At 68.4% G+C, this 22,989-nt stretch carries 15 protein-coding genes and 1 pseudogene; 6 read left to right on the top strand and 10 right to left on the bottom strand.

Annotated features, from left to right (window positions below):
* Positions 1–16 precede the first annotated feature (16 nt).
* The 10 genes and pseudogenes from PV781_RS19655 to PV781_RS19615 form a co-directional block, all read right to left on the bottom strand.
* The gene (locus PV781_RS19655) at positions 17–3,340 is read right to left on the bottom strand and encodes a molybdopterin-dependent oxidoreductase (protein WP_274777328.1); all 3,324 of its coding nucleotides are present in this window, start codon (positions 3,338–3,340) and stop codon (positions 17–19) included.
* A gap of 44 nt (positions 3,341–3,384) precedes the next feature.
* Entirely contained in the window at positions 3,385–4,350 is a 966-nt protein-coding gene (lhpI, locus tag PV781_RS19650; RefSeq protein ID WP_274777327.1) for a bifunctional Delta(1)-pyrroline-2-carboxylate/Delta(1)-piperideine-2-carboxylate reductase, read from the bottom strand.
* Between the two features lie 36 nt (positions 4,351–4,386).
* Positions 4,387–5,163, bottom strand: coding sequence for a helix-turn-helix domain-containing protein (locus PV781_RS19645; RefSeq protein WP_274777326.1), 777 nt, complete (start codon positions 5,161–5,163; stop codon positions 4,387–4,389).
* Positions 5,164–5,499: 336 nt separating this feature from the next.
* A complete protein-coding gene (locus PV781_RS19640; RefSeq protein ID WP_425532438.1) occupies positions 5,500–6,711 on the bottom strand; it encodes an ABC transporter substrate-binding protein in 1,212 nt (403 codons plus the stop codon).
* A 98-nt stretch (positions 6,712–6,809) separates the two neighbouring features.
* Positions 6,810–7,676 (bottom strand): branched-chain amino acid ABC transporter permease, encoded by an 867-nt coding sequence (locus tag PV781_RS24070; protein WP_425532437.1) that lies wholly within the window; start codon positions 7,674–7,676, stop codon positions 6,810–6,812.
* Positions 7,677–7,826: 150 nt separating this feature from the next.
* Positions 7,827–8,702 (bottom strand): annotated as a pseudogene (locus tag PV781_RS24065) (branched-chain amino acid ABC transporter permease); the annotation flags it as partial.
* A gap of 10 nt (positions 8,703–8,712) precedes the next feature.
* Positions 8,713–9,414: an ABC transporter ATP-binding protein gene (locus PV781_RS19630; RefSeq protein ID WP_274777324.1), complete on the bottom strand. Its 702-nt coding sequence runs from the start codon at positions 9,412–9,414 to the stop codon at positions 8,713–8,715.
* Entirely contained in the window at positions 9,407–10,153 is a 747-nt protein-coding gene (locus PV781_RS19625; protein WP_274777323.1) for an ABC transporter ATP-binding protein, read from the bottom strand. Before PV781_RS19625 ends, PV781_RS19630 begins: the two co-directional genes overlap by 8 nt.
* A gap of 682 nt (positions 10,154–10,835) precedes the next feature.
* On the bottom strand, positions 10,836–11,696 hold the full coding sequence (locus PV781_RS19620; RefSeq protein WP_274777322.1) for an alpha/beta fold hydrolase: 861 nt from the start codon (positions 11,694–11,696) through the stop codon (positions 10,836–10,838).
* A gap of 256 nt (positions 11,697–11,952) precedes the next feature.
* On the bottom strand, positions 11,953–14,511 hold the full coding sequence (locus PV781_RS19615) for an alpha/beta hydrolase (RefSeq protein ID WP_274777321.1): 2,559 nt from the start codon (positions 14,509–14,511) through the stop codon (positions 11,953–11,955).
* A gap of 503 nt (positions 14,512–15,014) precedes the next feature.
* Between PV781_RS19615 and PV781_RS19610 the strand changes: the two genes are divergently transcribed.
* The 6 genes from PV781_RS19610 (at position 15,015) to PV781_RS19585 (ending at position 22,968) form a co-directional block, all read left to right on the top strand.
* Positions 15,015–16,085, top strand: coding sequence for an efflux RND transporter periplasmic adaptor subunit (locus PV781_RS19610; RefSeq protein WP_274777320.1), 1,071 nt, complete (start codon positions 15,015–15,017; stop codon positions 16,083–16,085).
* Positions 16,082–19,171: an efflux RND transporter permease subunit gene (locus PV781_RS19605; protein WP_274777319.1), complete on the top strand. Its 3,090-nt coding sequence runs from the start codon at positions 16,082–16,084 to the stop codon at positions 19,169–19,171. Before PV781_RS19610 ends, PV781_RS19605 begins: the two co-directional genes overlap by 4 nt.
* A gap of 111 nt (positions 19,172–19,282) precedes the next feature.
* Complete coding sequence (locus PV781_RS19600; protein WP_274777318.1) at positions 19,283–20,332, top strand: patatin-like phospholipase family protein; 1,050 nt, start codon at positions 19,283–19,285, stop codon at positions 20,330–20,332.
* 2 nt (positions 20,333–20,334) lie between these two features.
* Positions 20,335–21,801: a GntP family permease gene (locus PV781_RS19595; protein WP_274777402.1), complete on the top strand. Its 1,467-nt coding sequence runs from the start codon at positions 20,335–20,337 to the stop codon at positions 21,799–21,801.
* Between the two features lie 19 nt (positions 21,802–21,820).
* Positions 21,821–22,339 carry a YqhA family protein gene (locus PV781_RS19590; protein ID WP_274777317.1) on the top strand — a complete coding sequence of 173 codons (519 nt, stop codon included), beginning with the start codon at positions 21,821–21,823 and terminating at the stop codon, positions 22,337–22,339.
* The gene (locus PV781_RS19585; RefSeq protein ID WP_274777316.1) at positions 22,336–22,968 is read left to right on the top strand and encodes an alpha/beta fold hydrolase; all 633 of its coding nucleotides are present in this window, start codon (positions 22,336–22,338) and stop codon (positions 22,966–22,968) included. Before PV781_RS19590 ends, PV781_RS19585 begins: the two co-directional genes overlap by 4 nt.
* The last annotated feature ends 21 nt before the right edge of the window (positions 22,969–22,989 follow it).

The following is a 22,989-nucleotide window of genomic DNA, read 5'->3' as shown; positions in this document are numbered from 1 at the left end:
GCGTGTGGGCGCCAGCTCAGGCGTCCAGCACCAGATCGGTGAGCGGCACCGCCTGGCAGGCGAGGCACGCGCCCTCTTCCTCGTCCTCCACCGGCACCAGATGCAGCACCTGCCCTGACACCACGGGGACCTTGCAGCTCTCGCACTGGCCGGTGCGGCAGCCGCTGGGCAAGGTGAGTCCTGCCTTTTCGGCGCAGGCCAGCACAGCGCCGGCCTCCGGCGTCCAGGTGAGCGTGCGACCGGAGCGGGCGAAGGTGAGGGTGCGGGGGGAAAGGTCGCCTTCCGGCACCCCGACGGGAGAACGGAACCGCTCGCGGAAGATCTCGAAGGCCGGCACGCCCCGGCCCTTCAGCAGCGCCACGGCTTCGTCCATCATGGCGTCCGAGCCGCACAGATAGAAGCGGGCGCGGGCGTCGATGAGCGCCTGCGGCAGGTCCGCCGCGCAGAAGCGGCCTTCCACGTCGCAGCGCGCCCCCGCTTCGGGGCGGGTGAGATAGGTGGTGACCTTCAGGTTGGGCAGGCGCTGGGCGAGCGCGGCAAGCCGTGCGGCAAACGGCTGCTCGGCGGCGCTGCGGCAGCCATAATGGAGATCAATCTGCGGCTCGCCTGGCTTGCCCTCCAGGCTCTCCAGATAGGACAGGAAGGGCGTGATGCCGATGCCGCCGGCGATCAGCACCACCGGGAATTCATTCTCCAGCGGCATGACGAAGTTGCCCGCCGGGGCCTGGAGGTCGAGGCGCGCGCCCTCCTTCAACCCCGCGAAAATCGCCTCCGACACCACCCCGCCCGGCAACCGCCGCACGGCGATGGAATAGGCGGTGGGCGCGGCCTCGACGGGGCCGGTGAGCGAATAGGAGCGGGTGAGGCCATCCACCCGCACGGTCACGAACTGGCCCGGCCGGAAGGGGGGGAGCAGCCCGCCGTCTTCCGGCACGAGGGTGAGGGCGGCCACCTCCCCCGGCTCGTCCCGGCGCGCGGCCACACGGAAGGTGCGCCAGCCCGGCCAGCGGCGGGCTAGGACGGCGGCGTCCAGCTCCACCTCGCACACATAGGAGCGCAAGGGCAGCGAGCCGCTCACCGGGTCGCGGTCGGCTTCGGGAATGACCGCATTATAGCTCGCAGCCCCCGGCGCGCCGGCTGAGATGGCGAAGGCCGGCAGGCCGAGATCGGGCGCGCCTTGCCACCAGCCATAGTCGCAGGCCACCGTATCGGGGGCGAGCGTCGCGTTGAGCTTGGCTTTCACCGAGATGGCGCCGCGCGGCGTGCGCACGCGCATGGCATCGCCCTCCGCGATGCCGCGGGCGGCGGCGGTGTCGGGATGGATCTCCGCCAGTGGCTCGCCCCGCTTCTTGCGGAGCGCGGTGATGCCGCGCTGCTGGCTGTGGCAGAAATAGCCGTTATTGGCGGAGAACAGGACGAGGGGGAAATCCCCATCCGGCGTGCGCGCGGGCGGCACGAAGCGCGGCAGAGGATCGTAGCCATGGCGCAGGAAGAGTTCGCTGTAGAGCTCCACCCGCCGGGTCTGGGTGGCAAAGCCGGTGTCGCGATACTTGCGATAGGTCTCCTTGAGGGGCAGGCTGATGCCTTCGGGATGCTGGCGCAACTGCGCCACATCAAGGCCCAGCGGGGCCAGCATGTGGTTCCAGCCGGCATCCACATCGCCGCCAAAGAACGCCTCCCCCAGCCCGAGACGCGGGGCGAGGGCGAAGACGATCTCCTGGTCCGAGCGGGTGTCGCCCTGGCGGGGAATCATTTGCGGACGCAACTGCACCAGTTCCTGGGCCGCATGGGTGATCTCGAAGCCCACCCGCAGCGCCTCGTGCTCGTAGGAACTGGTCACCGGCAGCACGATGTCCGCATGTTCGGCCGTCGGGTTCAGGAACAGGTCGCAATGGACCTGGAACTCCAGCGCATCCAGGGCCCGTGCGCCCCGCTCCGGCTCGGGATGGGAGACCAGCAAGTTGGAGCCGAAGGTCATCAAGGCGCGGATGGGATAGGGCTTGCCCTCCAGCACCGCGTCGTAAAAATCGGTGGACGTGATCCAGCCATCCACCGGGGGCCCGAGCGGGCGGTCGGAGAGCCCCAGCGCCTTGGCACGGGTGGCAGGCTCGATCATGGCCATGGAATGGAGCGCGGGCACCGGATGCGCGGCGCGGCGCACATTGCCGCCGGGAATGTCGAAGGAGCCGGTGAGGGCATAGAGGCTCGCCACCGCCCGCTCGGTCTGGGTGGCGTTGGTGTGCTGGCCGAGGCCGGTCCAGGCGTGGTAGGCGACCGAACCCGCCGCCGCGATCAGGTCTGCGAACGCCTCCACATCCCCCGCCGGGACGCCGGTGATGGCTTCCACGGTGGCCGGATCATAGGGGGCGAGCGCCTCCTCATAGAAGTCGAAGGCGGTGCGGCAGGCGATGGGGCCGAAGGCGGTGTTGAGGGTGAGGCCGCCGGAAAGGCGCGGCCGTCCGCTGCGGTCCTCGCTGGAGACGGGCCGGCCGGCGGCCTCGTCCCACATCACATAGGCCGCGTCATCCTCAAGCCCCACCTCGGCGCCGCGCAGGAAGCGGCCGGTGTCCGTGCGCACCAGGAGGGGGCCGTTGGTCCAGCCCTCCACGAAGTCCCGGTCATAGCCGCCCCGCGCGATCAGCGCCCGCGCCACGCCCAGCGCCAGGGCCGCGTCGGTGCCGGGCCGCACCCGCAGCCAGAGGTCCGCGTCGCGGGCCATGCCCGTCTGGCGGGGGTCGATCACCACCACCTTGGCGCCGCGCGCCCGCGCGGTGCCCACCGCTTCCGCCTGGGCCAGCCAGACATTGGCGGGGTTGTGGCCCCACAGGAGGATGAGGTCTGAATTCAAATAGTCGGCGGTGGGAATGCCGCAGCCGAAGGTGAAGGCGTGGGCATGGTCCTTGTGCCAGTTGCACACCTCGGTGGCGAAGATGGTGTTGGGGCTGCCGAAGCTGCGGATGAGCCGCTGCACCCAGTCGAGGGCATCCGACATGGAGGAGGACGAGCCCGAAGTCACCGCGAAGGCCACCGCCTCCGGCCCGCTCTCGGCGCGGATGGCGTTGAGCTTTTCCGCGATCTCGTCCAGCGCCTCATCCCAGGAAATGGGCTTGAAGGCGGGGTGGGCCGCCCCGCGCGGCGTGGTGCGGCGCAAGGGGGTGGTGAGGCGGCGGGCGGAATGGGCGATTTCCGGGGCCGCGCGCCCCTTGGGGCACATGGCCTTGCCGGTGGGATGCGCCGGGTTCGGCCGCACGGAAACGAGCCGCCCCCCGGCAACCGTGACGGTGGTGCCGCAGCGCGAGCGGCAGAGCGTGCAGAAGCCCGGCTTGTCCTCGATCCGCATTCCGGTCTCCTCTTCTTGTTTCCTCCGCCCGCGCCCTCAGCCTCTCACGAGGCGGCGCGCAAGGGCGGGGTGCCCGTGTCCACGAGCAGCTGGGCGGCCACCAGATCCTCCAGCGCCGCGCCCACCGACTTGAAGACGGTGATGGCGGCGGTATCGGTGCGTCCCGGCACACGGCCGGCGGTCAAATCGTGCAGGTCGCCCTTCAGGCGATCCGCGCTCCAGGCGCCGGCGGCGATGGGCTGGAGCAGGTCGCCCGCCTCGGCGAGGGCGCCGGCGCGGGTGTCCACATAGATGTCGGCGTGGGCGATGAGGGCATCGTCGCTCTCGCGCATCTTGGGGGTGAAGGCGCCCACCAGGTCCACATGGGTGCCGGGGCGCACCAGGGCGCCGCGCACCAAGGGCTCCACCGAGGTGGTGCCGCAGGCGACGATATCCGCCATGCCGACCATGGCGTCGAGTTCGGACATCACCTCCGCCTGAACCTTCAGATGCGTGCGCGCCCGCTCCACCAGAGCGGCGGCGCGCTCGCGGTTGCGGCCGAACACCAGGATGCGATCGATGGGCCGGATGGCGCAGTGCGCTTCCATGAGATGGGCAGCCACATGGCCGGTGCCGATGATGGCGAGTGTCCGGCTGTCGGGGCGCGAAAGATAGGAGGAGGCGAGCGCGGAGGCCGCCGCCGTGCGGCGGTTGGTCAGCGCGTCGCCCTCGATGATGGCTCGGGGCTGGCCGGTCTCCCCGTCCATCAGCACATAGAGCGAGGCCACCGAGCCGAGCCCGCGCGCCGCATTGCCGGGAAAGACGGTAACGAGCTTGGTGCCGATGGCGCTGCCGCGCTTCCAGGCGGGCATGAGCAGGAGATGGCCGGGGGCGGCCTCCGTGCCCACGGGATAGGACTGGCGCACGGGCATCGGCTCGCCCTCCTCCCGGAAGGCGGCGCGCAGCGCCTCCACCAGGCGCGGATAGGTGAGGGCGGCTTCGACTTCTTCTGCGCCAAACATGCGCGGCATGGATAACAACTCCAGAACACGGACCAATAAGGGCGGCTAGTCCGCCCCCAGCTTGACGGCGCCGGTGCAGATCCAGAGCACTTCGGCGTCCTCTTGCGACAGCGAGACCAGGGCATGGCCCATATTGCTGTCGAAATAGGTGCTGTCCCCCGGCTCCAGAATGGCGGGGGCGTAGAATTCGGTGAAAACCTGCACGCGGCCGGAGAGCACGCAGAGGAACTCCTCCCCCTCGTGCCGCACCCAGCCGTCGAAATCATCCAGGCTTCGGGCGCGGATCTTGGCCTTGAAGGGCAGGATGCGCTTCTGCGAGAGATCGGTGGCCAGCACCTCATAGACATAGGTGCTGGTGGGGTGGTGCTTCCCCTCGTTCTTGCGGGTGAGCGAGCGGCGCCCGAAGGGGGCGGCCTGGCTGCGCACGTCGAACAGTTCCACGATGTCGAGGGCCATGCCGTGCGTGATCTTCTGGAGCACGTCATAGGTGGGCGACATCTGCCCGTTCTCGATCTTTGAGAGCGTGGAGCGGGCGACCCCGGTGCGCTGGCTCACATCGTCCAGGGTCCAGCCGCGCTCATTGCGCATGCGCTTGAGCTTCAGGCCCAGATCCACCCGGTCCTCCCGCGCAGGGCGCGGGGCGGCGGCGAAGCGGGCGGGGATGACGGGGCGCGCCTCGGCACTGTCCGAGACGATTTGCGGCGCGCCAGGGGCGACGGGCGCATCGGGCGCGACCCCGTTCGTGGGCGCGGCCTTGCGCCGGGTGCGGGCGGGCGCCGCCTCGGCCGCCGCGCGTCTGGCATTGGAAACCGTGTCCTTCACCACGTCACTCCCTGGGATGGCGCGGGACGGTCCCGCCGCGCGCCGACCCGATGTCTCCCGGGCCGGGTCCTATCCTGCCATTAAACCGGCCCGGTGCCATTGCGTAAGACCGCAGAAGGGCGGAGCCGATCGATCCTGAAACAAGGCGCTACCTCTTCTCCGTCATGCCCGGGCTTGTCCCGGGCATCCACGGCTGTCCGCTGAGCCTGTTCTTGCGGAGCCCCGTGGATGGCCGGGACAAGCCCGGCCATGACGGTGGTTCGTTGAAGAGGGGCCAAGCGAACTAAGGTCGACGGTCCAGCTGAGGGCGAAAGCCCCGCCCGCCGCAACGTCAGGTCACTTCTTTACCAGCGGGCACTCGCTCTGCGCGAGGGGCAGGAAGGCCTGGTCGCCGGGAATGGTCTCCAGGACATCGTAATAGTCCCAGGGAGCCTTGGATTCGGAGGGCTTCTTGACCTTCACCAGATACATGTCGTGGACCATGCGGCCATCGGCCCGCACCACGCCGTTCTTGGCGAAGAAGTCGTTCACCGGCAGTTCGCGCATCTTGGCGGCCACCGCCTTGGCCTCGTCCGTGCCGGCGGCCTGGATCGCCTTCAGATAATGGGAGATGGAGGAATAGACGCCGGCCTGGAGGGCGGTGGGCATGGCGCCGCGCTTGTCATAGAAGCGCTTGGCGAAGGCGCGGGTCTCGTCATTATAGTTCCAGTAATAGCCCTCCACGAACGAGGTGCCCTGGGCAATCTCAAGCCCCAGCGAATGCACGTCCGTGATGAACATGATGGGCGCCGCCAGCGTCTGGCCGCCCTGCACGATGCCGAATTCATGGGCCTGCTTGATGGCGGTGGTCAGGTCCTTGCCGGCATTGGCGAGGAAGATCACCTGCGCGCCCGAGGCCTGGGCGGGCAGCAGATAGGGCGACATGTCGGCGGAATTGAAGGGATTGCGGATGGACCCCACCACCGTGCCGCCCAGCTCCTTCACCTCGGCCATGCCGATCTTTTCCAGCGAATGGCCGAAGGCGAAGTCGGCGGTCACGAAGTACCAGCTCTTCTTGCCCTGCTTGATGAGGCCCTTCACGGGCGCGACCGCGTTGGAATAATTGTCATAGACCCACTGGAAGCCGGTGGGCGAGCACTGCTTGCCGGTGAGGTCCGTGGTGCCGGGGGAGGAGAACAGCGCCACGCGGTTGGTGTCGCGGGTGAGCTGCTGGACCGCCAGCGCGATGGCGGAATTGGTCACGTCCGAGATGGCGTCCACCTGCTCGTTCTCGATCCAGCGCCGGGCGATGGAGACGCCCACGTCCGTCTTGTGCTGGTGGTCGGCGCTGATGAGCTTGATGGGCTTGCCGAGCACGGTGCCGCCGAAATCGGCGATGGCCATTTCCGCCGCGGTGACGGAGCCGGGGCCGTTCATGTCCGACCACTGGCCGGACAGGTCGGTGAGGACGCCGATCTTCACCACGTCGTCGCTCACCTGGGCGGAGGCGGGCGCGGTGGCGGCGGCGAGGGCGGTGGACAGTCCGAGCGCGAAAAGCGCGCCCTTCAGGGTCGAGGTTCGGGCGGACATATTGGTGGTTCCCTTCTGCTGGTTCTGGATCGGGCTTGCCGGGCGATGCCCGGTGCCCCTGTTTCCTTTGCGAAACATCAGGCGTGCTCCGCCGCCGGCTTGGGCGTGACGGAAGGGGCGGCGCGGCGGGGCAGGCGGGCGAGGAACTCGCCCACGATGCCGCGCCGGAAGGCCAGCACGCACAGGATGAAGATGAGGCCGTGGATCACCGTGACCCACTGGCCGAGTTCGGTCAGGTAGTTCTGCATGGCCACCACCAGGAAGGCGCCCACCACCGGCCCGAACAGGGTGCCCACCCCGCCGAGGAAGGTCATGAGCAGCACCTCGCCCGACATGGACCAGTGCACGTCCGTGAGCGATGCCAGTTGCACCACGATGGCCTTGGTGGAGCCGGCCAGCCCCGAGAGCGCCGCCGAGAGGGTGAAGGCAAGGAGCTTGTAGCGGTCGGTGGCAAAGCCCAGCGACTGGGCGCGGGGCTCGTGCTCGCGAATGGCCTTCAGCACCTGCCCGAAGGGCGAGCGGGCAAGCCGCATGATGAGGAAGAAGCCGGCCAGGAACACCACCAGCACGAAGGCATAGAGGTTGGTGTGGTCATTGAGGTCGATGAGGCCGAACAGCCTGCCGCGCGGCACGTTCTGCAAGCCGTCCTCGCCGCCGGTGAAGGGCGCCTGGAGGGCGACGAAATAGACCATCTGGGCAAAGGCCAAAGTGACCATGGCGAAATAGATGCCGGTGCGGCGGATGGCGAGCCAGCCGGAGACGAGGCCCAGCAGCGCCGCCGCGCCGGTGCCGGCGAGGATCGACAGTTCGGGGGTGAGGCCAAGGCTTTTGGCCGCATGGCCGCACACATAGCCCGCCGAGCCCAGGAACATGGCATGGCCGAAGGAGACGAGGCGGCCATAGCCGGCGATGAGGTTGAAGGCGCAGGCGAAGAGGGCGAACATCATCCCCTTCATGAGGAAGCCCGGATAGATGAGCGCCGGGGCCACCGCCAGGATGCCGGCCATGGCGAGGAAGGCCGCCATGTCGGTGCGGGGCGAGGCGGCCGGGGCATCGAGCGCCTCATGGGCGCCGGCCGCCGCTTCCGGCTTGGAGCCGAACAGGCCCGCCGGGCGCACCAGCAGGATGATGGCCATCATCACGAACACCACCGTGCTCGAACCCTGCGGATAGAAGGTGCGGGTGAGGCCCTCCACCAGCCCCACCAGGAAGCCGGTGACGATGGAGCCCATGATGGAGCCCATGCCGCCGATCACCACCACCGCGAACACCACGATGATGATGTCCGCCCCCATGAGCGGGCTCACCTGATAGATGGGCGCCGCCAGCACGCCGGCCAGCGCCGCCAGCCCCACGCCCGCGCCGAAGGTGAGCATGACCATGCGCGGCACGTCGATGCCAAACGCCTGCACCAGCATGGGATTCTCGGTGGCCGCCCGCAGGTAGGAGCCGAGCTTGGTGTGCTCGATGACGAACCATGTGGCCAGGCACACCACCAGCGAGGCGACGATGACCCAGGCCCGGTAGGTGGGCAGGAACATGAAGCCCAGATTGGTGCCGCCCTTCAGCAAAGCGGGGATGGCATAAGGCTGGCCGGAGGAGCCGAACACATCCCGCAGCACGCCTTGCAGCACCAGCGCCAGGCCGAAGGTGAGCAGCATGCCGTAGAGATGGTCGAGCTTGTAGAGCGGGCGCAGAAGGGTGCGCTCCACCACCATGCCGAGGGCGCCCACCACCAGGGGCGCGATGAGGAGCCCCCACCAATAGGACAGGCCGAAATAGGTCAGCAGCACCCAGGCCCCCAGCGCCCCCAGCATGTAGAAGGCGCCATGGGCGAAGTTGACGATGTTCATCATGCCGAAGATGACGGCAAGGCCCAGGCTCAGCATGGCGTAGAAGGCGCCGTTGATGAGCCCGAGCAGAAGCTGGCCAAACAGGACCGCGGTGGGGATGCCGAAGAGTGTGGTCATGGATCCCCGCTCACACGCCGAGATAGGTTTTCAGGGAGGGCAGGCGGTCGGCGAAGGCGGCGGCGGGGATCTCGTCCACCACGCGGCCCAGCTCCACCACATAATGCCGGTCGGCCAGCCCCGCCGCGAAGGCGACGTTCTGCTCCACCAGGAGGATGGTGAAGCCCATCTCCTTCAAGGTGCGGATGGTGTCGCCGATCTGCGCGATGATGACCGGTGCGAGGCCCTCGGTGGGCTCGTCCAGCAGCAGGAGGCGCGCGCCGGTGCGCAGGATGCGGGCGAGCGCCAGCATCTGCTGCTCGCCGCCGGAGAGCTTGGTGCCCTGGCTTTTCAGCCGTTCCTTCAGGTTCGGGAACAGCTTCAATATGTCTGGCACGCTCATGCCGCCAGGCCGCACTTGCGGCGGCAGGAGGAGATTTTCCTCCACGTTCAGGCTGGCGAAGATGCCGCGCTCCTCCGGGCACAGCGCCATGCCCTTGCGGGCGATCTGGTGCGGGCGGGCGGCGACGATCTCGTCGGCGCCGAGGCGGATGGAGCCGGTGCGGGTGGCAATCAGGCCCATGAGGGCGCGCAGCGTGGTGGTCTTGCCGGCGCCGTTGCGGCCGATGAGGGTGACCACCTCGCCCTCGCGCACGGAGAACGTCATGCCGTGCAGCGCCTGGCTTTCGCCGTACCAGGCCTTCAGGTCGGCGGTGCGCAGGGCCTCAGACATGAGCCCCTCCCGTATAGGCGGCGATCACGTCGGGGCGGGCGGAGACCTCGTCATAGGTGCCTTCTGCCAGTTTCTCGCCGCGCACCATGACGGTGATGGTGTCGGCGAGGTCGGAGACCACGCGCATATTGTGCTCCACGAGCAGAATGGTGCGCCCGCGCCCCGCCTCGCGCACCAGGCTGGAGACCTTGTCGATGTCCTCATGGCCAAGGCCCGCCATGGGCTCGTCCAGCAGCAGCACGGCAGGATCGAGGGCGAGCGTGGTGGCAAGTTCGAGCGCGCGCTTGCGGCCATAGGGGAGGTTGCCGGCGCGGGCTTCCAGATAGGTGGACAGGCCGAAGCGCTCGATCATCTCTTCCGCCGCGCGCTTGAGGGCCGGGCGGCGGGCAAGCGAGCCGAAGAGGCTCCAGGCGAGGCCATGGGCGTTCAGAAGCGCCAGTTCCACATTCTCGCGCACGGTGAGGCCGGCAAACACCGCCGAGATCTGGAACGAGCGCACCACCCCGCGCCGGGCCATGGCGGGCGGCGAGAGGCGGGTGACGTCCTCGCCCTTGTGCAGGATGGTGCCGCCGGTGGGGGGCAGGAATTTGGTGAGCAGGTTGAACAGCGTGGTCTTGCCGGCGCCATTGGGGCCGATGACGGCGTGGATGGAGCCTTCCACGAGGCCGAAATCCACGTTCGCCACGGCTTTGAAGCCGCCGAAGTCCCGACTGAGCCCGCGTGCTTCCAGAACGTACACGGCCGTCCCCCTCGAAGGCGCGCGCCATCGGCGCCGGGGGCGCTGCGGGCACGGCTTCAGCAAGTGGCGAGGCCGGTCGTTCGGCAAGGGCGGTGCGCCCCGCGCGGCTGGGCCTCGGGATGGAAGGTGTCCCGCTCTCGTCAATGGCGGCGGAGCGGGTTCTGGGGATCAGACTAGCCGAAAGTTTCGTAAGTTCAATATCGGAAACTTATTTCTTCATCAGTGGCGAAAATTGATGCGCCTGCCCGAATTTTCGCCGCACGCGTGCCCGCGGGGGTGGCGGGGGCAGCGACGGGGGAGGGGGTGCGGGGCAGGATGGCGGCGTGTCGTAAAAGGTCAGCGCGAAGGCGCGCGCCACTCCCCTGGTCATGGCCGGGCTCGTCCCGGCCATCCACGGGCGCCGGCCCGGAACGCCTCGATGTTCCTCCCGGCGGTTGGCCGTGGATACGCGGGACAAGCCCGCGCACGACGGTGCGTTTGGCGTGGGGCGACATTTCCAATCTGGTCATGGCCGGGCTCGTCCCGGCCATCCACGGGCCCCGGCCTGAAACGCCCCGATGTTCCTCCAGGTGGTTGGCCGCGGATGCGCGGGACAAGCCCGCGCATGACGCGGCGTTGGGAGGCGAGAGGCTGGAGGGAGGCAAGACGCTGGGCGATTTCTCCTAAAGGAAACGTCTTCCCGTCAACGCCCGGCGAGGAACCAGTCGCCGAACGCCTTGGCGTAAAGCTCCGGGGCTTCCAGATTGGCGGAATGGCCGATGCCTGGGAGGAGCTCCAGGCGGCACTCGGGCAGGCCGGCGCACATGTCCTGCGCGTCGGCGAGGGTGAGGATGACGTCCTGCTCCCCCCATAGGATCAGTTGCGGCTGACGCATCTCGCCCATGCGCGCCGCCAGCTCGCCCAGCTTGAATTCCCGCTCCAGCCCCACCGGCGTGCCGGACCAGATGCCGTCGGAGACCGAAAAGGTCTGGTCCACGATCTTCTCGAACAGCACGCCCCGCGCCCCCGCATCGGCCACCAATTGAGGGCCTTCCGGCGAGGTGAGGCTCTCGGGCACGAACAAAGAAGAGGCCGCCCAGGCCATGCCGGCGCGGGTGGCGGCCTTGTGGGCCTTCATGGCGGCGAAGCCCTTGATGGCCTGTTCCGGCAGCACGATGGAGCGCGGCGCCACCGGGTCCAGATGCAGCACCCGCCCGAAGCGCTCCGGCTGGGCCAGCAGCATGCGCGCCGCGATGATGCCGCCGGTGGAATGGGTGGCCAGGTGGCAGAAGGAGATTCCCAGCGCATCAAGGGCCGCGATCATATCGGCCGCGTGCTGGGCGATGGAATAATTGGCAAAGTCCGCGTCCGCCGCCGGCCGGTCGCTGTCGCCGCAGCCGCGCCAGTCGATGCCGATGGTCTTCAGGCCGGGGGGAAAGAGGGGGGCGGCCAGCTCGATCCAGTCCTTGCTGGCGAGGTTGCCATGGATGAAGACCACGGGCACGTCCCCTTCGCCCCAGGTCCGCAGGCCCAGCTTGAGGCCCCCGATGTCCACATGCGTCATGGCTTTCTCCTGGTTGCGGTGCGGCGGCTGGCGGGACGGCCGGACGTGACGAAGCCCGATCAAAGGTTCTGATTTATACACCTCTCAAGACCGTCATGCCCGGGCTTGACCCGGGCATCCACGGCCATCCGCTGGCGGGACCGGTGCCCCTTTCCGTGGATGGCCGGGACGAGCCCGGCCATGACGCGCGAAGGGAGAGGCGCCAACCCACGAGGCGCCGGCGGGCGCCCCTATGGGAGCGCCCGTTTCAGGGCTCTTACTTGTTGAGCCCCTTGGGCGTGGCGGCGGTGGCGGGGCTGGCCGCGGGGGCTGCGGCCGCCTGGCCGGGCGCGCCGTTGATGAGGCGGTCCACGATCACCTGCGAGGTGGTTTCCACCTGGCCGGACTTCACGAAGTCCACCACGTCCTCGGCGAACTCTACCGGGTCATCCGTGTGGATGAAGTGGGCGGTGTCCGGATAGATCTTCACCTGCACGTCACGGCCCGCCGCCTCCATGCGCGTCATGAAGGGCAGGATGGCCTGGCGGCTGAGATCGGTGCGGCCGTTGAAGGGCGCGCTCGGGATGAACGGCTCCTTGTTGCCGAAGGCCAGGAAGATCGGCACCTTGATCTCGGTAAGGCGCTTGTAGAGGCTTTTCGGGTCGCTCTCCAAGGATTCCGAGGCCATGGTGTAGATGTCGAACACGAACACATCCACCCATTGCTGCAATTCGCGCGGATCGCCCTTGATCATGCCGATGCGCTGGTCGGTGTGGAGCCGGGCATATTCGCTGTCGCGAAGGAAATAGCCGGACTTGGAGGGCGTCACGACGCCCGTGACGGGGTCGCGGGTGCGGAAGTGGAAGAAGTCGTCCACCTGCTGGGCGGTCAGGTTCTTTTCCCGGTCGCGCAGGCCCGTCTGGTCCCAGGTGGCGGCCCAGGCCTTGAAGTCACGGGCATAAGCGGGGTTGAAGAGGTCCAGCTTCTTGCCTGGCCCCACCGTGACCTCGCGGGGATATTCCTCAAGCCCGGCGGGGGCTTCCAGAATCAGCTTGGTGACCGCGTCGGGATAGGAGAGGGCATAGCCCATCACCAATTGCCCGCCCATGGAATGGCCGAGATAGGCGGCCTTCTTCACGCCCAGCTGGTCCACCACCAGGCCATGCACCACCTGGCGCATGTCCTCCATGGTGCGGGCGGGGCTCTTGTCCAGATTGCCGGGGCCGGACATGCCGTAATGGGGCAGATCGGGCACGATCACCCGCAGCCCGCGCTCCAGCGCGATGCGCATGATGTTGCCGTAATGGCCACCGAACGCGCCCTTGCCGTGGACGATCACCAGCACGTCGGGATTGGGCGAGGTGCCGGCATATTCATCCATATAGCCGATGTCCCACTCGACACCCTGGCCGTCCTTCACCTTGGTCTTCTTCACCGGGAAGGGATACTTCACATAGGTGTTCCAGAACGACTTGTCGGGCGTGATGTCCTTGGCCACCGAGGGGGTGGTGTAGGTGGTGGCGGTGAGCGCCTGGTTGCGGGTGAGGCGCGCCACATCGCCCAGGAAGCCGTTCACCGTGGGGTCGAACTGCTTGTTCTTGAGGATCGAGAACACGCCGTAATGGGCCACCGGGCTCGGCTCATGCACGAAGTCGGCGCCAGGCACGCGGGCGACCGTGCGCTTGGCGCGGTCGAAGGTCAGCCACTGGTCGTTGTCGATATGCATGACCAGGGTGCGGGCCTTGATGCGCCCGAGATCGGCATTGATGTTGTAGGTCTCGCCCGCCCGGTTGCGCCACAACAGGTCCACCGCGTCGAACAGCAACGCGCGGGCATTGACGGAGGAGCCGGCCTTCGGGTTGGGCGGGTTCCAGTAGAAGACATCCGGCTGCACCTTGTCCCAGGGCTGCTGCGAGCGGAAGTCGAAGGAAAAGCCGGTCATCAGCAGGATGGACCAGCCGAAGGCGACGCCCTGGTTGGGGTGCTTGTCCTTGGGCAGATTGTAGTAATTGCCGCCCGTGGCGCGCCATTGCGGGTCGGATTCGATGGCCGCCGACATGAGCTGGAAGGTCCAGTTGCCCACCGGGTCCTCGCCGTCGGACTGGGTGGTGCCGCCGATGGGCATGAGGCCGTTCATGAAATCGGGATGCATGACGCCCCAGACATAGGTCTGGGTGGCGCCCATGGAGACGCCCGTCACCAAGGCGGCGCGGCCGATCTTCAGATGGTCGCGCAGCATGCGGTAATTGGACTGGACGAGGTCCATGTAGCCATATTGGGGAAACTTCTGGCCCAGCCCGTCCGAGGGCTTGCTGGCGCCCCACAGGCCGAGGCCGTCCAGCAGCACCACATAATATTGGTTGGTGTCGATGGCGCGGTTCGGGCCGATGACCGATCCCCCCGACAGGGCCGAGCCCTCCACCCACTGGGCGTACATGTCGGTGGAATCACCCGAATAGAAGGTGTTGACGATGACCGCATTGGTGATCTCGCCAGCGGCATTCCGGCGGGGGGTGCCGAGCGCGATATAGGCGGTCTTGAGCGGGCCGGCGCCCAGGGATTCCAGCGTGGTGCCGCCTTCCCCGCCATTTTCCCACTTGGTGGGATTGGCGAGGTCATAGGTGCCGCCGATGCGGAAATTTGGCACCTCGTAATACTTCTTCAGGTCGCACAGGCGAGCCTGCGAGCACTGGCCCGTGATCTTCAGCGGCTGCGCCGGGGCGGTGGCGGGCGACGTCGCGGCATTGGCGCCCGGCGTGGCCGGCGGGTTGGATTGGGCTGTGGCCAGCGTCGCCGACGCCAGCAGAAGGGCGGCGGCCCAGAGGGTGCGTCCCATATGGTCTCTCCTGATGCCCCCGCGGGGCGGGGGGAGCGCTCGGGTCCCGCAACGGGGCTGCGGGCCATTCCGGTCAAACATTACGCGTCACGTGGGAGCGCCGCGCCCGCCCCGGCGAATCAGGGAAGGGGAGCGCCGTCTGCGGTGGGGCCTGTCCTTCCAGCGTCCTTCCAAGCGGGTTGAGGTATTGTCGTCCGCTTCCGAAGCGGCAAACCTGCCGCCAAAGCCAAGCCGGGCCGTTGATCTGCGTCAAGGCCCTTCGCACGGATGCATAATCCTTTCGTGACACTGAATTTCGCTGCACTGGCGAATGAAGAATTGTGCGATGCACTCGGCATCAAGCCCGGCGCGTCAGCGAAGGTCTGGCGAATCCAATGGCAACGCTGTGGCGCGTTCTGTGATATTAGCCGCAAGGCCAAGGTGACGCCGCCGATGCATTGTGCGATGCGTCACGCGGGACAGGCGGCCGGCGGGCCGCGAAGGGGTGGGCGATGATGGGGCGGATGCGTTGGGTTGTGGCTGCGGCGCTCGCGCCCCTGGTTCTGGCCGGTTGCGGCGAGAGCCCACAGGCGAGCGCGCCCGACGCGCGCCCGGTCCGCACCATCACCACCACCACGCGCGGCGCCGTGGATGCCCTCACCCTGACTGGCCATGTGGAGGCCATGAACGAGGCCGCCTACGGCTTCCGCATCGGCGGGCGCATGGTGGAGCGGCTGGTCAATGTGGGGGACACGGTCAAGCCCGGCCAGGTGCTGGCGCGGCTGGATTCCCAGAACGAGGCCAATGCGGTGCGCTCGGCCGAGGCGGCGGTGGCCGCCGCCGATGGTCAGGCCTCCGTCGCGCGCAACGCCTATGAGCGCCAGCGCTCGCTTCTCGCGCGCGGCTTCACGCCCCGCGCCCAGTATGAGCAGGCCGAGCAGGCTTTCCTTGCCGCCCGCTCCCAGCTTGAGGACGCCCAGGCGCGCCTCCAGATCGCGCAGGACCAGCTGGGCTTCACCGAGCTGAAGGCGGATTCGGAAGGCGTCGTGACCGCCCGCCGCGCCGAGCCCGGCGAGGTGGTGCAGGCGGGCCAGCCCATCGTCACCGTCGCCCGCAAGGATGGCCGCGACGCGGTGTTCGACGTGCCCGCCAATCTGCTCGCCGCCGTGCCGGGCGACCCCGACGTTCTCGTGACGCTGGCGAGCGACACCGCCATCAAGGCCCATGGCCGGGTGCGCGAGATCGCGCCCCAGGCGGACCCGGTGACGCGCACCTTCGCGGTGCGGGTGGGTCTCATCGACCCGCCCCCCGCCATGCGCCTCGGTGCCACCGTCATCGGCACGGTGCAGGTGGAGACCGGCCCGGTGATCGAGATCCCGGCCAGCGCCCTGACCCGCATCGACGGCAAGCCGGCGGTGTGGATCGTGGACCCCTCCGCCCGCACGGTGGCGCTGCGGCCCATCGAGGTGATGCGCTATTCGCCGGCCAAGGTGAGCGTGGTGGGCGGCCTCAAGGACAATGAGATCGTGGTGACGGCGGGCGTCCAGGCGCTGCATCCGGGCCAGAAGGTCCGCCTGCTGGGAGCCGGCCTGTGAAGGGCTTCAACCTCTCCGAATGGGCCCTGCGGCACCGGTCCGTCGTGATCTATTTCATGGCGGTGGCGGTGGTGGCCGGCCTCCTGTCCTACCAGCGCCTGGGGCGCGGCGAGGACCCGACCTTCATCATCAAGACCATGGTGGTTCAGGCCGCCTGGCCCGGCGCCTCGGTGGAAGAGACGCTGAAGCAGGTGACCGAGCGCCTGGAGCGCAAGCTCCAGGAGGTGCCGAAGCTCGACTTCCTGCGCTCCTATACCAGCGCCGGCATGACCACCATCTTCGTCAACCTGAAGGGCTCCGCCACCGGCGCCGAGGTGCCGGACATCTGGTACCAGGTGCGCAAGTCCATCGGCGACATCCGGCATACCTTGCCGGCCGGCGTCATCGGGCCCGGCTTCAATGACGAGTTCGGCGACACGTTCGGCATCATCTATGGATTTACCGCCGACGGCTTCACCCAGCGCGAATTGCGCGACTATGTGGAGGACATCCGCTCCAAGCTCCTCAACGTGCCCGACGTCTCCAAGATCGAGGTGATGGGCGCGCAGGACGAGCGCATCTTCATCGAGTTCAACGTCCAGGAACTGGCAAGCCTCGGCATCGACCGCAGCGCCGTCATCGCCGCGCTCCAGGCGCAGAATGTGGTGCAGCCGGCAGGCACCATGGAGACCGGCGACGAGATCATCTCGCTGCGCGTCTCCGGCGGCTTTGCCAGCGAGCAGGACATTGCGGACGTGAACTTCGTCGCCAATGGCCGCCTGCTGCGCCTGCGCGACATCGCCACCGTCCGGCGCGGCTTTGCCGATCCGCCCCAGCCGTTGTTCCGGGTGAATGGCGTGCCCGCCATCGGCCTCGGCATCGCCATGCGCGATGGCGGCGACATCCTGGCGCTTGGCCGCAACATCACGAAGGCCATGGCGGACATCACGGCGGATTTGCCCATCGGCATCGAGCCCACCTTGGTGGCCGACCAGGCGGTGACGGTGGACGAGTCCATCGACGACTTCATGTCGTCGCTCTGGCAGGCCATCGGCATCATCCTGGTCATCAGCTTCCTCAGTCTCGGCGTGCGTCCGGGGCTGGTGGTGGCGCTGTCCATCCCGCTCACCTTGGCGGTGGTGTTCGCGGTGATGGATCTCGTGAACATCGACATGCAGCGCATCTCGCTGGGCGCCCTCATCATCGCCCTGGCGCTCATGGTGGACGATGCCATGACGACCACCGACGCCATGCTGAACCGCCTCGCCGCCGGCGACAGCAAGGAGGCGGCGGCCACCTTTGCCTTCCGCACCTATGCCATCGCCATGCTGGCGGGCACGCTGGTGACGGTGGCGGGCTTCGTCCCCATCGGTTTCGCCGCCAGCTCGGCGGGCGAATACACCTTCTCCCTGTTCGCGGTGGTGACCATCGCGCTCCTGGTGTCCTGGATCGTGGCGACCCTGTTCGCGCCGCTCCTGGGGGTCGCCATCCTGAAGGCGCCGAAGGCGGCCAAGCCCGTGGAGGGGCCGCCGCGTGGCCTGATGGGCGTCTATGCGCGCCTCCTCGACCTCGCCTTGCGCTTCCGCGTGGTGACGGTGGGCGGCACGGTGGCGCTGTTCGTCCTCTCCGTGCTGGCCCTGCCGCTGGTGCCGCGCCAGTTCTTCCCCTCGTCCGACCGGCCGGAACTGCTGGTCGACCTGCGCCTGCCGCAGAATGCCTCCATCTATGCCAGCCAGACCCTGGCGGAGAAATTCGACGAGATCCTGGAAGGCGATCCGGATGTGGAGCGCTGGAGCACCTATGTGGGGCGCGGCGCCATCCGCTTCTACCTGCCCCTCAACGTGCAATTGCCCAACGACTTCTTCGCCCAGGCGGTGATCGTGGCCAAGGACGTGGAATCGCGCGAGCGCCTGCGGGCGAAGCTCGAGCGGGTGCTCGACACCGACTTCCCGCAGGTGGTGGGCCGCGTCTATCCGCTGGAGCTGGGGCCGCCCGTGGGCTGGCCGGTGCAGTATCGGGTGAGCGGACCGGACATCGAGAAGGTGCGCGCCATCTCGTTCGAGCTTGCCCGCGTCATCGCCTCCGAACCGCGCGCCGAGCGGGTGAATTTCGACTGGATCGAGCCCACCCGCGAGGTCCGCATCGTGGTGGACCAGGACCAGGCGCGCATTCTCGGCCTCAACACCCAGGCGCTGGCGGGGGTGCTCAACACCGTCATGTCCGGCCGCCCGGTGACGCAGGTGCGCGACGACATCTATCTGGTGGACGTGGTGCTGCGCGCCACCGACGAGCAGCGTGTCTCGCTCGCCAACCTCTCCACCCTCCAGGTGCCGCTGCCCAGCGGGCGCACCGTGCCGCTGAGCCAGCTCGCCAGCTTCGAATATGTGCAGGACTATCCGGTGGTGTGGCGGCGCGACCGGGTGCCCACCCTCACCGTCCAGGCGGACGTGGTGCCCGGCGCCCTGCCCGACGAGGTGGTGGCGGCGCTCGGCGCCAAGGTCTCCACCCTCACCAAGAGCCTGCCGCGCGGCTACCACATCGTGGTGGGCGGCACGGTGGAGGAGAGCGCCAAGTCGCAGGCCTCCGTGGTGGCGGTGGTGCCGCTGATGATCTTCATCATGCTCACCGTGCTCATGTTCCAGCTCCAGGGCTTCCAGCGCCTCATCCTGGTGCTCTCGGTGGCCCCGCTCGGCCTTATCGGCGTGGTGGCGGCGCTGCTGGCCTCCGGCAAGCCGCTGGGCTTCGTCGCGATCCTGGGCGTGCTGGCGCTGGTGGGCATGATCACCAAGAATGCGGTGATCCTGATCGGCCAGATCGAGGCGGAGCGGGCCGCCGGCAAGAGCGTGCGGGAGGCGGTGACGGCGGCCAGCTGCTCGCGCTTCCGGCCCATATTACTCACCGCCGTGTCCACGGTGCTGGGCATGATCCCCATCGCGCCCACCGTCTTCTGGGGGCCCATGGCGTTCGCCATCATGGGCGGCCTGCTGGTGGGCACGCTGCTGACCCTGATCTTCCTGCCGGCCTTCTATGTGCTCTGGTTCGGCCCCGACCGGGGGCCGGACACGACGCCGGGTGAGGCATCCGGTCAGGCGCCCGCCGGCGCCTGATCCAATCCATCAGACCGGCAACGTCCGGGGGGAAACGGCCAGAGCCGAGGGCGCAGGGCAGGGGAAGGCCGGGCCGGGAAGGGTCGCGCCATCGCCGGGAAAGGGTTCGACATGCCAGACGCTTACACCTTCAGCCCGCCGCTGGACCGGCCGCCCGCCGTGGTCTCCCTGGCGCTCCAGGGCGGCGGCTCGCACGGGGCCTTCACCTGGGGCGTGCTGGACCGCCTGCTGGAGGAGCCCTGGCTCAGCTTCGACGGCATTTCCGGCACCTCCGCCGGGGCCATGAATGCGGCCGTGATGGCCGACGGCTTTGCCGCGGGCGGCGCGGAAGGCGCCCGGGCGGCGCTGGAGCGCTATTGGCGGCGGGTGGCCGAGGCGGCGCGCTTCAGCCCCTTCCAGCGCACCCCGCTCGACATCGCCATGGGCCGCTGGACGCTGGACAATTCCCCCCTCTTCATCGCCATGGACATGATGTCCCGGCTGTTCTCCCCCTATGATCTCAACCCCGCCGGCACCAATCCGCTGCGGGACATCCTGGAGGAGATGATCGACTTCGAGCGGGTGAAGGCCGCGCCTTTGAAGCTCTTCATCACCGCCACCAATGTGCGCACCGGCCGGGTGCGCCTGTTCCGCAATGGGGACCTCACCCCCGAGGCGCTGCTCGCCTCCGCCTGCCTGCCCACCTTGTTCCAGGCGGTGGAGATCGACGGCGAGAGCTATTGGGATGGCGGCTATTCGGGAAATCCCACGCTCACGCCGCTGGTGCGCGAGTGCCATTCGCCGGACACGCTCATCATCCCCATCAATCCCATCGAACGGCCCGGCACGCCCCAGACCGCGCGGGACATCCTGAACCGCCTCAACGAGGTGTCGTTCAATTCCGTGGCGCTGAAGGAATTGCGCATGGCGGCCTTGCTGCGCAAGGCGGCGGACCCCGGCAGCGACGAGGGCCGCTGGTGGGCGGCGCTGCGCATCCACATGGTGCGCAACGACATCATGGGCACGCTCGGCTATTCCTCCAAGCTGAACGCCGAATGGGCCTTCCTGGCCATGCTGAAGGAAGAAGGCCGGCGGGCGGCGGACACCTTCCTGCGCACCTTCGGCATGGATGTGGGCGTGCGCTCCACCCTGGACATCGACAAGCTGCTGGAAGGGGTGTGAGCGTGGGACTTCTCGGCATCCTGGCCGGCCTCGGCCTTCTCATCTTCCTCGCCTTCCGGGGCTGGAGCATCCTGCTCCTGGCGCCCATATCGGGGCTTGTGGCGGCAGCCTTTTCCGGCGAGCCGCTGCTCGCCTCCTGGACGCAGACCTTCATGCTGACGGCGGCGGGCTTCGTGGCCCAGTTCATGCCGCTGTTCCTGCTGGGCGCCCTGTTCGGCAAGCTGATGGAGGATTCCGGCTCGGTCGCCTCCATCGCCACCTATATGACGGGCAAGCTTGGGCCGCAGCGGGCGATCTTGGCCGTGGTGCTGGCCGGGGCGGTGGTGACCTATGGCGGCGTCAGCCTGTTCGTCGCCTTCTTCGTGCTGGCGCCCATGGCCACCGCTTTGTTCCGCGCCTCCGGCGTGCCGCGCCGGCTGATGCCGGCGGCCATCGCGCTCGGCACCTCCACCTTCACCATGTCGGCCATGCCCGGCACGCCCTCCATCCAGAATGCCATTCCCATGCCCTTCTTCGGCACCACGCCGTTCGCGGCGCCGGGGCTCGGCATCATCGCCTCGGCTGTGATGCTGGCCTTCGGCATGTGGTGGCTGAAGCGGGCGGAGAATGCCGCGCGGGCCAAGGGCGAGGGCTTCGGCCCCACGACCCTGGCGCCCGATGACGCCTCCGCCGAACGGGCGGTGGAGGACCCCATCATCCGCGAGCGCGCCACCACGGCGCGGGAGTTCGATCCCTCCGAGATCCACGCCTCCGACCACGCCTTGAAGGAGCCGCCCATCCTGTTCGCGGCTTTGCCCATCGTGGTGGTGATCGTGGTCAACCTGCTCATGTCCTTCGTCATCCTGCCGCGGATGAATGTGGACTTCCTGGTGCAGGAGCGCTGGGGTGCCACCTCGCTCTCGGCGGTGGGGGGCGTGTGGTCGGTGATGGTGGCGCTGCTGTGCGCCATCGTGGTGGTGGTGGCGCTCAACTTCCGCTCGGTGCCGGAATTGCGGGCCACCATGAGCGCGGGCTCCAACGCCTCCGTGCTGCCCATCTTCTCGGTGGCGAGCCTCGTCGGCTTCGGCGCCATCGTCGCCGCCTTGCCGGCCTTCGCCGACGTGCGGGACTGGGTGCTCTCCATCGGCGGCGGGCCGCTGGTGTCGCTGGCGGTGGCCACAAACATCCTGGCTGCGCTCACCGGCTCCGCCTCGGGCGGCCTGACCATCGCCCTCGATGCGCTCGGCCCCACTTATATGAAGCTTGCCGCCGCCATCGGCATGGACCCGTCCTTGCTGCACCGGGTGGCGGTGATCGGCTCGGGCACGCTGGACAGCCTGCCCCACAATGGCGCCGTGGTGACGCTGCTGTCCGTGTGCGGGGTGACCCACAAGGAGGGCTACCTCGACATCGTCATGGCCGCCATCGTGGGCGCGGTGCTGGCGCTGGCGGTGGTGATCGGGCTCGGCACCGTGTTCGGCAGTTTCTGAACCCGCGGGGAGGGGGGCCATGCGCAAGCTGATCGTGCGCCTCGTGCTGCTGAGCCGCTGGGCCATGGTGCCCCTCTTCATGGGCCTCATCGCCGGGCTCGGCTTGCTGGTGGTCGCCTTCGCGCTCCAGCTCTGGCAGTTTGCGTGGGCCTTGCCGTCCCTGACGGACACGCAGGTCATCATGGCCCTGCTCACCCTCATCGATCTGGCCTTGGTGGGCGGGCTGCTGGTGATCGTCATCTCCTCGGGCTACGAGAATTTCGTCGAGAAGATCGATGTGGAAAAGACAGGCCCGGACGGCGCCACCGGCTGGCCGGACTGGATGACCCGCATCACCTTCTCCGGCCTCAAGCTGAAGCTGTTTGCTTCCCTCATGGCCATCACCTCCATCACCTTGCTGAAAGCCATGATGCGGCTGGAGACCTCGGTCAGCGAAACGCAGGTCAAATGGCTGGTGGTGGCCAACATGGTCTTCATCGCCGGCTATGCGGTGCTGGCGCTCACCGACCGCTTCACCCGCGGGGGAGAGCAGGGATGAAGACGCTTTTCCTGCCCGGTGCCTCCGGTGCCGCGTCCTTCTGGCGTGCGGCCGCCGAGGCGGCGGGCGTGGAAGGCGTGTTCCTCTCCTGGCCGGGGCTGGGCGCCGAGCCGCCCGCGCCGGGGATAGGGGGGCTGGACGACCTCGTGGCCCTCGCGGCGCGCGAAATCACCGAGCCGGTGGTTCTGATCGCCCAGTCCATGGGCGGGGTGGTGGCCATCAGGCTGGCGCTCGCCTTCCCCCATCTGGTGAAGGGGCTGGTGCTGGCGGTGACGTCCGGCGGCGTGCCGGTGGCCGATCTCGGCGGCTCGGACTGGCGGCCGGCCTATTTCGCCGCCTTTCCCAATGCCGCGCGCTGGATCGCCGATCCGGTGCCGGATCTCTCGGCGCAGATCCCCGCCATCTCCGCGCCGGCCTTGCTCCTGTGGGGCGATGCCGATCCCATCAGCCCGGTTGCGGTGGGCGCGCGGCTGGCGGCGCTGCTGCCGCAGGCGCGCCTGCGGGTGCTGGCGGGCGGCGATCATGACCTGGCGCAGACCCACGCGTCGATGGTGGGGCAGGAGATCAAGGCCCACCTCATGGCAGCGTTGCGCCCCGCCGGATTGGCCACAGCCGCCGATTGCGGCTAAGGGAAAGGCGTTGGCAGCACA

The organism is Aquabacter sediminis (assembly GCF_028863665.1).
Lineage (GTDB): Bacteria > Pseudomonadota > Alphaproteobacteria > Rhizobiales > Xanthobacteraceae > L1I39.
Note: the sequence above shows the minus strand (reverse complement) of the source record. Positions and strands in the feature narration are given on the sequence as shown.